The sequence below is a fragment of the Sphingomonas mucosissima genome, assembly GCF_002197665.1.
Classification (GTDB): Bacteria; Pseudomonadota; Alphaproteobacteria; order Sphingomonadales; family Sphingomonadaceae; genus Sphingomonas; species Sphingomonas mucosissima.
In genome coordinates, this window is the sequence record NZ_NBBJ01000006.1 from 202,372 (window position 1) to 215,634 (window position 13,263).

General features: G+C 65.8%; 13 protein-coding genes. 4 read left to right on the forward strand and 9 right to left on the reverse strand.

Features of this window, described 5'->3' with window-relative positions:
• Positions 1 to 90: 90 nt before the first annotated feature.
• The 5 genes from SPMU_RS15615 to SPMU_RS15635 form a co-directional block, all read right to left on the reverse strand.
• Positions 91 to 1,122 carry a sigma-70 family RNA polymerase sigma factor gene (locus tag SPMU_RS15615; protein WP_211275830.1) on the reverse strand — a complete coding sequence of 344 codons (1,032 nt, stop codon included), beginning with the start codon at positions 1,120 to 1,122 and terminating at the stop codon, positions 91 to 93.
• 307 nt (positions 1,123 to 1,429) lie between these two features.
• Positions 1,430 to 2,374, reverse strand: a complete 945-nt coding sequence (locus tag SPMU_RS15620; protein ID WP_088335099.1) for a peptidoglycan-binding protein — start codon at positions 2,372 to 2,374, stop codon at positions 1,430 to 1,432.
• Positions 2,371 to 2,829: a flagellar export protein FliJ gene (locus SPMU_RS15625; RefSeq protein ID WP_088335101.1), complete on the reverse strand. Its 459-nt coding sequence runs from the start codon at positions 2,827 to 2,829 to the stop codon at positions 2,371 to 2,373. Before SPMU_RS15625 ends, SPMU_RS15620 begins: the two co-directional genes overlap by 4 nt.
• A complete protein-coding gene (gene fliI / locus SPMU_RS15630; RefSeq protein ID WP_088335103.1) occupies positions 2,826 to 4,151 on the reverse strand; it encodes a flagellar protein export ATPase FliI in 1,326 nt (441 codons plus the stop codon). The genes SPMU_RS15625 and fliI overlap by 4 nt, the downstream gene beginning before the upstream one ends.
• 10 nt (positions 4,152 to 4,161) lie before the next feature.
• On the reverse strand, positions 4,162 to 4,566 hold the full coding sequence (locus SPMU_RS15635) for a flagellar biosynthesis repressor FlbT (RefSeq protein WP_088335105.1): 405 nt from the start codon (positions 4,564 to 4,566) through the stop codon (positions 4,162 to 4,164).
• A 184-nt stretch (positions 4,567 to 4,750) separates the two neighbouring features.
• Between SPMU_RS15635 and SPMU_RS15640 the strand changes: the two genes are divergently transcribed.
• Genes SPMU_RS15640 through SPMU_RS15650 form a run of 3 tightly spaced genes read left to right on the forward strand, consistent with a single transcriptional unit; the run spans position 4,751 to position 9,100 of the window.
• Positions 4,751 to 6,052 (forward strand): flagellar hook protein FlgE, encoded by a 1,302-nt coding sequence (locus SPMU_RS15640; RefSeq protein ID WP_281250996.1) that lies wholly within the window; start codon positions 4,751 to 4,753, stop codon positions 6,050 to 6,052.
• Positions 6,053 to 6,081: 29 nt separating this feature from the next.
• Positions 6,082 to 8,184, forward strand: coding sequence for a flagellar hook-associated protein FlgK (locus SPMU_RS15645; protein ID WP_088335107.1), 2,103 nt, complete (start codon positions 6,082 to 6,084; stop codon positions 8,182 to 8,184).
• Positions 8,185 to 8,194: 10 nt separating this feature from the next.
• On the forward strand, positions 8,195 to 9,100 hold the full coding sequence (locus SPMU_RS15650; RefSeq protein WP_088335109.1) for a flagellin: 906 nt from the start codon (positions 8,195 to 8,197) through the stop codon (positions 9,098 to 9,100).
• Positions 9,101 to 9,180: 80 nt separating this feature from the next.
• Here the strand turns inward: SPMU_RS15650 and SPMU_RS15655 are convergent, their stop codons facing one another.
• Both SPMU_RS15655 and SPMU_RS15660 read right to left on the reverse strand, forming a co-directional pair.
• Positions 9,181 to 10,827 carry a hypothetical protein gene (locus SPMU_RS15655; protein ID WP_342746453.1) on the reverse strand — a complete coding sequence of 549 codons (1,647 nt, stop codon included), beginning with the start codon at positions 10,825 to 10,827 and terminating at the stop codon, positions 9,181 to 9,183.
• Positions 10,828 to 10,985: 158 nt separating this feature from the next.
• Entirely contained in the window at positions 10,986 to 11,237 is a 252-nt protein-coding gene (locus SPMU_RS15660; RefSeq protein ID WP_140418491.1) for a hypothetical protein, read from the reverse strand.
• A gap of 91 nt (positions 11,238 to 11,328) precedes the next feature.
• On the opposite strand from SPMU_RS15660, the gene SPMU_RS15665 reads away from it, so the two are divergent.
• Complete coding sequence (locus tag SPMU_RS15665; protein ID WP_140418492.1) at positions 11,329 to 11,727, forward strand: hypothetical protein; 399 nt, start codon at positions 11,329 to 11,331, stop codon at positions 11,725 to 11,727.
• A gap of 85 nt (positions 11,728 to 11,812) precedes the next feature.
• Here the strand turns inward: SPMU_RS15665 and SPMU_RS15670 are convergent, their stop codons facing one another.
• A complete protein-coding gene (locus tag SPMU_RS15670) occupies positions 11,813 to 12,481 on the reverse strand; it encodes a flagellar hook assembly protein FlgD (RefSeq protein ID WP_088335117.1) in 669 nt (222 codons plus the stop codon).
• 12 nt (positions 12,482 to 12,493) lie between these two features.
• Positions 12,494 to 13,263: flagellar hook-length control protein FliK (locus tag SPMU_RS15675; RefSeq protein ID WP_140418493.1), on the reverse strand; the 770-nt coding region annotated here is incomplete at its 5' end.

Below are 13,263 nucleotides of genomic sequence, written 5' to 3' on the forward strand. Positions count from 1 at the left end.
GAGGCGGGCGGTGCCGTGATCGACGGGGTGGCGTCGGCGGCGCTTGACCAATCGCTTGCCCGGCCTTTCGGCCGGGCTGTCAGCAAGGCGTCAGTTGAGCGTCTCGCTGACAAGCGTGGTGAGGGTTGCTGCCAGGCGGGCATCGATGCTCTCGGCCAGCGGCTCGCCAGCTTCCGGTGTGATGGCGACGACATTGGTCAGCAGGTTGTGAGCGGCATGCTGATCGGGAACGATGGTGACGGCGGGCTGTACGGCAGCCTTGCTCGGGCGACGGCGCTGCGGCAGCTTGCGGTTCAGCTCGGACGCGAAGCGCGGCTCGGCAGCGGCGAGCTCAGCAATCGTCTTGGCAGCGCGCTTCGCGGTCTGGCGCAGACGCTCCTTAGCGATGCCAAATTCCTGCTCCAGATCGTCAAGGCAGGTGTCGTCGAAGATGCGGCGCTCGACGAGGTGCACATGCTGCGCGAGCTTGGCTTCCATGTCGGCGATATCGGCGGGGTCGATGCCATGGTTCGGCGCCTTGAAGCGCGGCTTGGCGAGGTCCTGGGCGGCCGGACGCTTGGTGCGGGCGGCGCGCTTCAGCTGCTCCATGCCGACGTCGCGCAGGTGATCGACGTAGCGGCCGATCAGCACGGCGCGCAGGTCACCCGCCATCTGTTCGGATGCAGCGCTCTCCGTCAGCGACAGGGCGTTTTCGTCCTCGATCATGCTTTCCAGCGACGCTTCTTCACCTTCCGTGCCGACGGTGATGGCGTGCAGCGACACGGTGGTCGCTTCGACCTTCTTCGCCGAGGGGCGCTGGTCGGTCATCAGGCGGAAGCGCAGGCTCTGGAGCTCGCCGCGCAGCTGCCAGTTCACGAAGGTCGTGAACTGCGCCTTGGCGGGATCGTAAGCCTCGATGGCGCGGTGGACGGCGATGGCGCAGCACTGCTCGGCATCGTCCCAGTGCGCAACCAGGCCGTACTGACGGATGAAGTGGCGGATGCGCGGTGCGATCAGCTTCAGGATGCCCGCGAAAGCGCGGTCAACATTGGCCCGCTGGCGTGCAGTCTGACGCACATCCTTGGGCGAGTTTTCGATAACGGTAGCGACGGCGGCTTCCAGCGCGATCGTGATCTTGGACATCTGAGCTTCTTCCCTTGGTGAGCGCCCTGGCAGTTGCCGTCGCTCCGTTGCGAAGATGCTTTTGGGTCCAAAGGTCTTAACGCCGTTAAACTTTACCCATAGGTAGAAAACCCTAAGGGATGCGGAGTTATACAGTATTGCTGGGAAGCGTCGTCGTCGAATGCGGCATGGATAAACTGCATTGCCGATCAAACGGGATATCGAATCAGCCCCTGCCTAAACTGGCGACGACTTCACTATAGTATATTTCCGTAGCTTCCGTTGCTCGCAGGCGAAAATTCTTTCGACGCGGCAGATACGCCTACGATCAGGCGGCGAAGCGATCCGGTCGCACGTTGCGATCGACGTAGGACAGCAGCCATTGGCGGTGGGCTGCGGTCGCGCAGCCTGCTGCCGCGATCTGCTGGCCCGCCTTGCCGCGCCCGATCTGAGCATTAAGCAGCGTTGCCGCGCGGCTCGGGTTCAACCCGTCCTTTAAGAACTTGACGGCGTCGCCAAGGCCCAGGTGGTGGCCCATGTACGCAGCCTTGGCGATACCTTTCGCATCGTCGCCGGTTGTCACGCCTGCCCGGCGCAGACCGTCCAGGTTGGTGCGCGCATAATCCGCTATGGAGTTTATAGACGCTTCCGGGTCATATCGGAGCGAGAGCAGCTGTGATCTGCACTCGGACGTCACCTGGCCACGATTGTTGAGCCAGCCGCGCGTCCGCGCGACGTCGTTCAGCCACGTTCCCTTGGTTTCGGCCATTTGCTCCCAGGTGCCGCTCAGGAATTGGCCGAGGCCAGCGGCGCTGGAGCGGGGATTGCGGGAATAGCATTGCCAGGCGCCGTCGCGCCCCTTGCCGGCTTCCGCGTTGACGATGGCGGCGAGAGCCGTGGCGGGCAGTCCGGTGCGGTCGGCCGCGCGCTGAAGCGCGGGGAGGTGCTTGGCGTTCGGGCCCAGCCCCGTGGAGCATATCTCCGGCCTGTCCTCGGCCACTTTCGGATCACTTCGGCCGATTTCGGCCGGTGCGGTTCTGAACTGGAATCCGCTGGTGCCGGAGGAGGGCGGGGCCTTGCTTTCGAACATCGCAAGCAACGAATTGAGACCAAGTCCCGACGGCGCCTTGCTATCGCTGACAGCGTCCGTCCGGTCGGGTTCACCCAACGCTGCACGCCACAGGCGATCGGAAACCGCCGACCGTGCCTCGCCGTAAATGAGCTGCGCCTTTTGCGGAGCAGACAGCTGCTTCAGATCAAGGTGAGAGATCATGCCGCACCTCCTGCGGGTGTTCGGTCATTGCCGCGACGAGTCTGGCGAAGCTGCCTCGCGATCCGCGCCGAGGCGAAATCATCGATGCGCGCCTGTTCGGCATTGGCGAGCGTGCGCGCGGTTTCCGAACGGTGGTCATCCGCGGCTACTTCAACGGCACGCAAGGAGCCATAGCTTTCCACGGCCTTGTTCCGCAGCGCGGCCAAGTGCGTGCTCGTATCGGCGGCGACATGGGCGAGCCGTGTGCGCTCCGCGCGGGCGCGGGAGAAATAAGCGGTCGCGGGCATCCACCAATCGGCCGACGCCAGCGTCTGCTCGGTGCTGAGGGCTTCAGCGATCGTCGCACGGCGGCGCTCGATCTGCGCGAGCTGATCCGCCGCGACGCCGATCGAGGTGCGCATGTCGTCCATTTCGCGCTGAAGCACGCGCAGGGCAGGGTCAAAGGGCGTTTTCATTCGGCCGGCTTCATCATCTCGGCAAGCGCGTTGAACGTCGCGACGCCTTCGCCCTTGTCCTGTTTGCCCTGCTTCAGCAGGGACTCGATTTCGGGCGCGAGGCGGATCGCCTCATCGACCTCGGGGTTCGACCCCGCCTTGTACGCGCCGAGCCTGAACAGCTCTTCGACGTCGGCGTAGGTAGAAAGGATGCGCCGTGCCTCTAGCCGGATGGCGTTCTCCGCCTCCGTCTGACAGTGCGGAAGGGTACGGGAGACGGATTTCAGCAGGTCGATCGCGGGATAGCGCCCGCGCTCGGCGATGCGCCGGGTAATCACCACGTGGCCATCAAGGATGCCCCGCACGGCGTCCGCGACCGGCTCGTTGTGATCGTCGCCATCGACAAGGACGGTGAACAGCCCCGTGATCGAACCCTGGCCGGGAAGGCCCGGTCCGGCGCGCTCCAGCAGCCGCGGCAGTTCCGCGAACACGGTTGGCGTATAGCCCTTGGCGGCCGGCGGTTCGCCGCTCGCCAAGCCGATCTCGCGCTGCGCCATGGCAAAGCGGGTGACCGAATCCATGAGGCACAGGACGTTCAGGCCCTGGTCGCGGAAGTGCTCGGCAATCGCCAGCGTCGTCCACGCTGCCTGGCGCCGCATCAGCGCCGGCTCGTCGGAGGTTGCCACCACGACAACACTGCGCGCGAGGCCCTCTTCGCCGAGATCGTCCTCGACGAACTCCTGAACCTCGCGGCCGCGTTCTCCGATCAGGCCGATCACTGCCACGTCGCAGTTGGTCCAGCGGGCGAGCATCGACAGGAGAACCGACTTGCCGACGCCTGAGCCTGCGAAGAGGCCCAGCCGCTGGCCGCGGCAAAGCGGCACAAAGACATCAAGGGCGCGAACGCCTGTCTCGATCCGCTCCCCGACGCGCGCCCGGCTGGCCGCCGGGGGAGGGGACGCCTTGATCGGCCGCGGTTCGGCGCCCGGCGCCAGCGGACCTTTTCCGTCAATCGGATGGCCGAGGCCGTCGACCATGCGGCCAAGCCAGGCAGCGCTGGGGCGCAGCACGAACTGTCCTGCCGCCAATTCGGCGCGAGCACCGGAGGAGACGCCCTGGGGATCGCTGAACGGCAGGCATTGCGCCAGCGCGTGATCGAGACCCGTCACTTCCGTGTCGATCAGGCCGGACGGCGTGGAGATGGCAACGCGCGATCCGATTTGCGCCGCGCCCCGCAGCCCTTCGACTTCGATCAGCGCACCCCGCGCCGCGACGACACGGCCGTAGCGGCGATCGCGCGGCAGGTCGCGAATGGCGCGAGCCGCAGAGGCGAGCGTCTGCATCGCAAGGCCCTCAGGCGGCCAGGCCGCTGCCGCGCGCGAGCACCGACGCCTCGTAATCGAGGAGGGTGCGGCAATCGTCGAGCGCACGGTAGAAATCGCCCGTCGCGATGCGGCGCGCGAAACTGGCGCAGGTGCCCTTGGCTTCTGCAGTTTCAAACGCGTCCAGCAGATCGCCCAGGAGGATCAGGATCTGATCCTGGTGCAGCTCGATCTGCTCGGGCTGAATATAAGCCATCATGCAGGCGAAGTAGAGCTTGCGTGCGGGCGTCGTTGCCTCGTCCGGGCTCATGATCTCGCGCCCGCGGAGGATCGCCGCGTGATTTTCGACATGGAGTTCGGTGCGGCCGGCCGAACGCACGACCGCCCCGTTGATGACCATCTTTTCGCCATCGCGAAGCGTGATTTTGAGCGACATCGACCAAAGCCTTTCCTGCTGTGCCTTGATTATAGGAGACGCGGCGGGGGGTGGGTGCGCAGCCCGGCAAATTTTGCCGCCTGCAGTATTTCTGCGGAGCCGGCGCCCGACCTGGCAATCTCTTCCTATGATGGCTGAAGCGGGCATTCGGACAGCCGATGCCATTCCCCGCGGGAGATTGAAGTTGAGCCTTTACTCCGCTCTTTATTCGGGCGTCTCGGGTCTGAGCGCCGAAGCCAGCGCCATGGCCGGCGTTGCCGACAATATCACCAACATCAACACCATCGGCTACAAGGCCGTGGAAACGCAGTTCCGCACGCTGGTGACGGACGGGCGCTCGCGCAGCAATTATTCGGCGGGCGGCGTTTCCGCGGCTCCCCAGGCGCTGATTTCCAAGCAGGGTCTTTTGCAGGCGTCCAGCAGCAACACGGATCTGGCAATCGAAGGCGGCGGCTTCTTCGTAACCCGGAGCGGCATCGGTGAGAACAGCGCAACTGCATTCACCCGCGCCGGCTCGTTCAAGCCGGACGAAGCCGGTTTCCTGCGCAATACGAGCGGGTATTACCTGCAAGGCTGGCGCCTTGATGCAAGCGGAGGCTACACGAATACCGGCAACCTCAACGCGCTGGAGCCGGTGCGCCTCAGCGAGCTGACCGGCACCGCCACGCCGACTACGCGAATCCAGATGCGCGCGAACCTCAGCTCCGCGCAGGAGACCTTTGGCGGCGCCTATACGCCCGGCAACATCGCTGCGGGCAGCACGGCCTCGCACTTCTCGCGTTCGGTCGACGTTTCGGACGCACAAGGCGGATCGCACCGCGTGACGCTGGGCTTTATCAAGACCGGTCCGAACGAATGGCAGGCCGAGGCCTATTCGGACCCAGCCTCTGCCGTCACGGCGCCTGGTGGCCTGCTGGCGAGCGGCACCGTGCGCTTCAACCCGGACGGCAGCCTTGATCGGGCAGGGTCATCGCCCGCGCTGTTCAACGCGATCACGCCGACGTGGACCAACAACGCAGGCTCCGTACCGATCTCGCTTGAGCTTGGGACGGACGGCGGCCTCAACGGATTAACCCAGTTCGGCAGCGAATCCGCGCTGATCACGTCTGCGGTGGACGGCGGCCTGCTGGGCAATATCGCGTCCATCGACATCACCGCGACCGGCAAGGTGAGTGCGATCTTTGAAGACGGCACGGCGCGCGCCGTGTTCCAGCTTCCGCTCGCCACCTTCCCCAATCCCGATGGCCTGACCCGGCTGCCGGGGAACGGCTATGCCGTGTCGAACGCGTCGGGCAATTTCGCGATCAACCCACCGGGCACGTTCGGTTCGGGCAATATTTCGGCCGGCGCGCTGGAAGCATCCAACGTCGATCTGGCGGCCGAGTTTACGAACATGATCCGGTTCCAGCGCGCCTACAGTGCGTCGTCCAAGATCATCACCACGGTGGACGACATGCTGCAGGAAGTCAGCAATCTGAAGCGTTGATAGGCCTGTCAGGGCGGAGGTAATCGGGCGTGTCACTTAGCGATATTCTTGGATCGGCATTATCCGGACTGGGCGTTTCCCAGGCCGCACTTCGGACCGTGTCCAACAACATCGCCAACGTGAGCACGCCCGGGTACGCGCGCCAGCGGGTCTCGATTTCCACCGGCGTCACCGCCGGGCAGGTCAACGGCGTGATCGCGGGCGAGCCACACCGCATCGCAGATCGGTTCCTTGAAGGCACCGTGTATCGACGGGCGGGCGACATGGGGCGGGCGGACGTGACCGCCAATTACCTCGATCGCCTGCAATCATTGCTGGGTGCGCCAGGCGATGCCTCGGGGCTGCCGGCGCGGCTCGACGCGATCTCGTCTTCGGCGATCGCCATGACGGCGGCGCCGGGCTCGCCTCAAAGCGTTGCGGTGTTCACCGCCAACGTTGACGATGCGATCACCACCTTGCAGCAGCTCGACCGCGACGTGAGCGGCCTGCGCGGCGATGTGGAGTCGGAGGTCGGTTACACCGTTGATCGCATCAACGGGCTGTTGAAGCAGATCCATGATCTGAACGACACCGTGTCGCGCCTGTCCGGCACGGGCCGGAGCGCTGCAGGTGTCGAGGACCAGCGGATGATCGCTGTTGAGGAGCTGGGCGGGCTGATGAAGGTTGTCGTCCGGCCGCAGCCGGATGGCCGCCTGGCATTGGAGAGCGCGTCGGGCGCCGTGGTGCTCGACAAGCGGCTACGCCAGCTTGCCTATCCCGTGTCGGGCGAGGGCGTGTCGCAGCCGGTCTATCCCGTGATCGACCTACGGTTCGCGGATAGCGCGGGCCAGGCCGGCGCCTCCACCGGCGAAAAGCTGGATTCGCCGGCCGTCGGCGGAAGGCTCGGCGGCCTGCTCGACGTGCGCGACCGGGCATTGCCCGAATTTTCCGAAAAGCTTGGCGCCTTGTTTGCGGGAATGGCCGAAACCCTGAACGCCGTCTCGAACGCTAATACCAGTGTGCCGCCGCCCGCAGGCCTGGAGGGACGGGCAACGCCGCTCGTCGGCAGCGACCGGCTGGGCTTCACGGGAGCCGCGACCTTTGCGGTGACCAAGGCCGACGGCACGCTGGTCGCCAAAACGCGGATCGACTTCGACGCGCTAGGCGCCGGCGCCACCGTCAATGATGCAATCGCTGCGATCAACGCAGGTCTGGGCGGCGCCGCAATCGCCAGCTTCGGGGCGAACGGCACCTTGTCCTTCCGGGCGAACGGCTCCGGCAACGGCGTGGTCGTGGCGCAGGACGGGAATGCGCCATCGGACCGTGGGGGGCTGGGCTTTTCGCATTATTTCGGCCTCAACGATCTTGTGCGCAGCGACCGCAGCACGTTGGGGCCGTCAGGCTTTGCCGCGCAGGATCCGCATGGCTTCGGCACGGGCGAAACCGCGGAAATCGTGCTGCGCGATTCCACCGGACGCGTGCTGACGCGCCACACCCTTACGGGCTCGGGTGGCCCGAGCTTCGGGGATTTGGCAACCGAGTTGAACGCCAGCCCGCTGGGCCAGTTCGGCACCTTCGCGATTGATGATCGGGGGCGGTTCCGATTTGAGCCGGATGCGGCCGTTCCCGGCGCATCGCTCTCCATTCCATCCGACTCCACGAACCGGCTCCGCACGGGACTTTCCTTCTCCGCCATCTCGTCACTGACGGGAGCGGCGGGCGGGCTGGCGCTTGGGAAGGTGCGGCCTGAAATCCTCAATGACGCCACCCGGCTGCCGCTGGCGCGGTTTCAGGCTGATGCCGCCGTTGGCCAGAAGGCGCTCGGCGCGGCGGATATCCGCGGGGCGACCGCCTTTGCCGAACAGCTCGGCAAGGCGCGCGACCTCGGCAAGGACGGGGTGGTCACGCTTGACCGCTTCTCCAGCCTGCTGCTCGGGCGCGCCGGAACACAGGCCGCACAGGCCGCGAGCACGCTAAGCGCCGCCGCGGCCCGCCGCGACGATGCGGTGAACCGGCGCGACAGCTACGCCGGGGTCAACATCGACGAGGAACTCGCCCAAATGGTCGTGTTCCAGAACAGCTATTCCGCCGCCGCGCGCGTCATCACCACGGCAAGTGAGATGTACGACACGCTGCTCGGCATGATCCGCTGAGGATATCAACATGAACCGTGTCGCCACCATTCCGCTCCAGCGCACCATGTCTGACGCCGTTCAACGTGCGCAGCAGAAGCTGTCGGTTACGCAATTGCAGCTGGCCTCGGGCAAGAAGGCGACCAGCCTTGCCGCACTGGGCCCCGAGACGGTTCGCAATCTCAGCACGCGCACGCTGGTGGCGAAGCAGGAAGCGCATGAGACCGTGACAACGCGGCTTTCCACGACGCTGTCCTTTTACGACGCTAACATCAGCGGGATCGATAATGCGGGACAAAGCCTGTCCGAAAGCATCGTCCAGGTCATCGGCACCAATCGCGGAACGGGACTGAAAGAGGCGATCAATGCCGCATTTTCCCAATTCCGCATCTCGCTGAACGCTTCGCAGGGCGGGCTGCCGCTATTTGGCGGATCGCAGACCGAGGAGCCGTTCCGGCCGAAAAGCTTGCAGGACACGCTTGCCGTCGCCCCGGAGACTGCGTTCGGGAACGACGAAGTGCGCGTATCGGCGCGCGTCGCCGACAGTCTCGATATTCAGTATGGCGTAACGGCAAAGGAGCTGGGCAGCGGAATGCTGCAGGCGTTTCGGACGCTGGCGAGCGCCGGGGAGATCGGTGAGGTGCCGACAGCGGAGCAGCGCGCGATCCTCACTCAGTCTCTGGACGAGCTGCGCACCGCGTTGGCGGGCGTGCGGGAAATCGGCGGTGAGGTTGGCCGAAAGCAGGCGCAGGTCGAGACGCTCAGCACCCGCGCGGAGCAGCGCACGATCTTGCTCAAGGACATCATCAGCCGGAACGAGGATGCCGATCTGGGCCAAGTCGCGATCAACCTGGCACAAGAGAAGGCAACGCTTCAGGCGAGCTACTCGGTGTTCGGGCAGCTCTCCGGGCTTAGTCTCGCAAGCTATCTGCGCTGATCGCGCGATCATCTTTGACAATAGAAGAAAGGCGCGAACCACGTTCGCGCCTTTCTTGTTTGAGCGGGTTGTTGCGTGCGTCAGGCGGCGGTCTGGCCGCCTGCGGCCGGTTTTGCGTCCAGCAAGTCGGCGATGTCGCCCGCGGGGCTGGCATTCGGCAACGCTGCCATGGCTTTGCTGATGCTGGTCGCATCCAGCGATCCTGCCGCACGCGTAAGCGTGTCAAACGAGTCCCGCGTCGGGAGCGACGCGAAGGCGGCGAGATAGCGGCTCCGGAGTTGGGCGAGCGCGTCTTCCCGGCCAAGCATCGCCAGCGCGATCGCGTGGCGCAGGACCACGGCTTGGTCGACGTCGGTCAAGTTTTTCGCCTTGGGCAGCAGAGGCTCCGCCGCTGCCACTAGCTGGCTCCAGTCCTGCTTTCTCCAGAGGATTTCGGTGCGGATGCGGCTGCCATCGGGAACGTCCTGCAAGACTGCCATTGCTTCGGCGCTTTTTCCGGCGAGGTGCAGGGCGGCGGCTTCTACGCGCTTGCGCTCCCACCGCATGTCTTGCGGGTAGTTGACCGCATCGGTGGTGCGCAGCGCCTGGAGCGCGCGATCGGGTCGCCCGGCGAGGATATGAAGGCTAGCGACCCGAACCGACAATGGTCCCTGCGCCACATCCTTCGTCCGCTGGCTCAGCTGATATCCGAGTAGTTCGGCGGCGCGCGCGTAAAGGCCAGCGGCCTGAAGCCCGTTGGCAAGACGTGCCACCATCAAGTCGCCCTCGGCTCCCGCCGGGGCGAGATCCCGAAAGTCCCAATAGAGCCCCGCCGCTTGATCGATCGGCAGGCCGCTGTCCGGAGCCAACGCACTTGCGAGTTGCGCGCGCAGCGCTGGCAGCAGCGCGGCATTGGTGCCTGACAGGTCGAAGTACCGAACCAGGCTGGCGCCGGCCTCGAGGGAATGGCGGAGATCGTGGCTTTGCTCGCTGATCTGCATCGTCAGACGCAGTGCGCGCTCCTCGATCTCGCCGCCGCGCCAGGAAAAGCGAATGGCGTCGAGCTTCTGCAGCGCGGCTGCCGGCGGCATGGTTCGGCTGGCGACCGCAGCTTCGATCGTGCTCAGCTTGGCGTCCATGCGCTCGACCGGTGAACCGCTCTGCTCCACACGGGCCAGTCTCAGGCGTGCGGCCTGAGCTTCGTTCAAAGCCAGATAGGCCTTGCCGCGCAGCAGGTTCGCGGATGGGTGACGGTCCGGCAGTTGCTGGAGCCATTGCAGCGCAAGCGCAGGCCTCCCGAGCATGTTCGCAGCGCGTGCCGCCGCCAGCACGAAGGGCGCGCGCGCTTCGCCGCTGCGCGCGTTGATTGCGGGAAGCGCGCAATTGAACTGGCGCGTGGCGTCCCCGGCAAGATCATTTTTTGCCAGCGTCCGCAGCCGCCACAGGCACGCCTCCGGATTGCTCGACAGTTCCTGCCCCGAGAGTGCCTGGAGAGCTTCGACGTTACGCCCGGACAACGTCAACGCGATGCCTGCCGCAAGCTGATATGCCGGGACGAGCGCCAGATCAGGATCATCCTGTCGCATGACCTCAAGCACGCCCAGCGCCTCCGGGCCACGGCTGAGACCCAGCAGGCTGCGTGCGTAGGCCCAGCGCGCAGCCTGACGGCCGTCGCGAGCGGTGTTCGCAAGATTTGCCCATGCCTCGGCATCGGGCATCACTTTCCAAGCGGCCGGGCCTGTAGCCATGGGCTGGTCGGCCAAAGCTGCCGCGAACCCGGGAAGCCTGGCTGGCGGCAACGGCGCCGACGCGGGGGCATCGGCGGGCGACGGGTGGTCAGCTGCCGGTTGCGCCGGTGCCGCGGCCACGATCATTGCCGTTGCCGCGAGAAGAGCCGCCGTCCTCATCAGATCACGCCTGACAACGTGAGGCCGATGGCACCGGCGGCGCAGCCCAGGATGAAGATCACGCTCAGCAGCACGGGTGAGCCGCGCGAGCTGGACTGCGCTGGAACACCCTCGCTGATCAAGGCGCTGCCGGGACCGCCCGCGGGCGCACCATGTTCAATGATGGTCGGGTCGTCACCGCGGCGGCGCCCTGCGGTGGAGCCGCCGCTGCTGACGACGCGCATACGTGCGGGCTTCTGATCGTGGCTCAACAACGCCTCCGGTGCATGAATTTCTTCTATTATAGAGAGGTGGCATCCTCTTCGGCGTGATAGCCGGGGCCACATTTGGAGAACCGGCACCGTGCGTCATGTAACCTTTTCTGCCGTGGCTGCGCTTGCGCTGGCTGCTCCGGCGACAACCGCGGCTGCTTCGGGGGGCGAGGGCGGGGCAGAAGTGCACCTCGTGCCGCTCGAGGAGATCCGTGTGCCGATCGTTGATGGCGCGCGATCCGACGGGGTTCTTCGGATCACATTGGTGCTGGAAGCGGGCGATGCGGCGGCGGCGGAGAAGCTAAGCGCGCAGCTGCCTGTTGTTCGCGCCGCGAGCGTGGCGGCCGCATTGGAGTTTGGCCGGCTTTATGCATCCCCGATGATGCCGGTAAACGCCGAACAGCTTGCCGGGGACCTCAAGAACGCCCTGCATGACGCCGGCGGCGTGCACCGCGTTCTGGTGACGCAGGTCGCAGCCACGCGCGCGTAATCGCCTCACCGTCTAAAAGGTAAAGGGCGCGGCGATCACCGATCACCGCGCCCTTTTTGTTTCCAATGGTAGCGGCAGGTGAGCGTCAGCCGACCGGCTCACCCACCTTGACCAGTGCCGAGGCCGGCAGCGTGATGCCGTTGACGCCCAGGTTGACGCCCCCGGCGCCGGCCGTCACGTCGCGCACGGTGCCGACGCTGCTGACGTTTACCTTCACGTTGTTGCCTGCCTCATCCTTTCCGGCCACGGCAAGCGTGTAGGCTCCCTCGGGCAGCTTCGTGCCCGCCATGGTGGTGCCATCCCAATGGAAACGCCCTTGCTTTCCGTCGGCGTTGGCCGTGCGCGTATCCACGACTTTGCCGGTCGCATCGGTTACCGTCGCGACCAGCGACGTAATCGGCCGCTCTGCCTGATAGCTCCACGTTGCCGGGCTGGCCGCGGTCAGGCCGGATTGCGACGAGGCGAATACAGCCTCTCGGCCGATGAAATTGGATGCCTGTGCAATATCCTGCGTGCTCAGCCGCGACAGGATGCTCTTCAGCGTGTCCGTCTGCTGGATGGTCTGCTCGACTTGAGAATATTGAACAAGCTGCTGCGTGTATTCGGATGTCTCCATGGGATCGAGCGGATCCTGGTTCTGCATCTGCGTAGTCAGCAGCTTCAGGAACATGTTGAAGTCGCCCGTCGTCTTGGTCATCGCTGCGCTTTGCGCTGCGGCCGGCAAGTTGGTGTTCGTCGATAGAATGTTGGTCATCGGCCTTGATCCTCAAGCCATGAGGTTGACGCGTCCGGCGGTGCGGAGCTGTTGATAAGCGGGCTCTTGCGGGCCAGCACTGACGTGGTTCTCGCTGCCATGGCCACCGCTTTGCTGGTGCCGTTGCTGCTGTTGTTGCTGACGCTGCCAGAAGCCCTGCGCATCGCCGCCGCCCGAGCGCGCGTCGAAGCGGAAGCTCTGTTGATCGGCGCGGATGCCGGCATCAACAACGGCGCGCGTCAGATCGGCACTGTCGCGGCGCAGTAGCTCAAGGGCTTCCGGTCGTTCGACCGCAATGACTGCGCGCAGCGTGCCGCGATCGTCGAATGCCATGCGCACCTCGACCTTGCCGAACTCGGCCGGGTTGAGGCGCACCGTCAGCTCCTCGCCGCCGGCGGTGATCCGCTTGGCGATCGCAACGCCGGTCGCATGGCCGACATGGCCCGCGCGCGCGGCGACTTCCGGCTCCGGCGCGGCTGGAGCGGCGAGGGGCGCCTGCGGAGGCGTGACCTTGTCGGGCGCGCTGGTGAGCGCCGCCCCGGTCAATGTCGGCGCGGGCGGTGCAGCGGTTAGCTCGGGAGCCGATACCGGCATTCCCGTAATCGGCGTAGCGTTTGCCGCGTCACTCGTCTTTGCCTGCGGGAGCGGCGAGGCGGTCAGTGCGCCGGCCTGCGCGGGCGGCGGTGCGGTGGTCTCTAATGTGGCTGGCGCGGTGGTGCTTGCCGCTGGCGATGACGCAGCCAGGGAATGGAGGTGGGTGAGCGGCGGCGGCGGGGTGGGCG

Excerpts from the sequence above, each read along its gene's own strand:
- SPMU_RS15615 (WP_211275830.1), bottom strand. The coding sequence starts at position 1,122 with ATGTCCAAGATCACGATCGCGCTGGAAGCCGCCGTCGCTACCGTTATC.
- SPMU_RS15620 (WP_088335099.1), bottom strand. The coding sequence starts at position 2,374 with ATGATCTCTCACCTTGATCTGAAGCAGCTGTCTGCTCCGCAAAAGGCG.
- SPMU_RS15625 (WP_088335101.1), bottom strand. The coding sequence starts at position 2,829 with ATGAAAACGCCCTTTGACCCTGCCCTGCGCGTGCTTCAGCGCGAAATG.
- fliI (WP_088335103.1), bottom strand. The coding sequence starts at position 4,151 with ATGCAGACGCTCGCCTCTGCGGCTCGCGCCATTCGCGACCTGCCGCGC.
- SPMU_RS15635 (WP_088335105.1), bottom strand. The coding sequence starts at position 4,566 with ATGTCGCTCAAAATCACGCTTCGCGATGGCGAAAAGATGGTCATCAAC.
- SPMU_RS15650 (WP_088335109.1), top strand. The coding sequence starts at position 8,195 with ATGAACCGTGTCGCCACCATTCCGCTCCAGCGCACCATGTCTGACGCC.
- SPMU_RS15655 (WP_342746453.1), bottom strand. The coding sequence starts at position 10,827 with ATGGCTACAGGCCCGGCCGCTTGGAAAGTGATGCCCGATGCCGAGGCA.
- SPMU_RS15670 (WP_088335117.1), bottom strand. The coding sequence starts at position 12,481 with ATGACCAACATTCTATCGACGAACACCAACTTGCCGGCCGCAGCGCAA.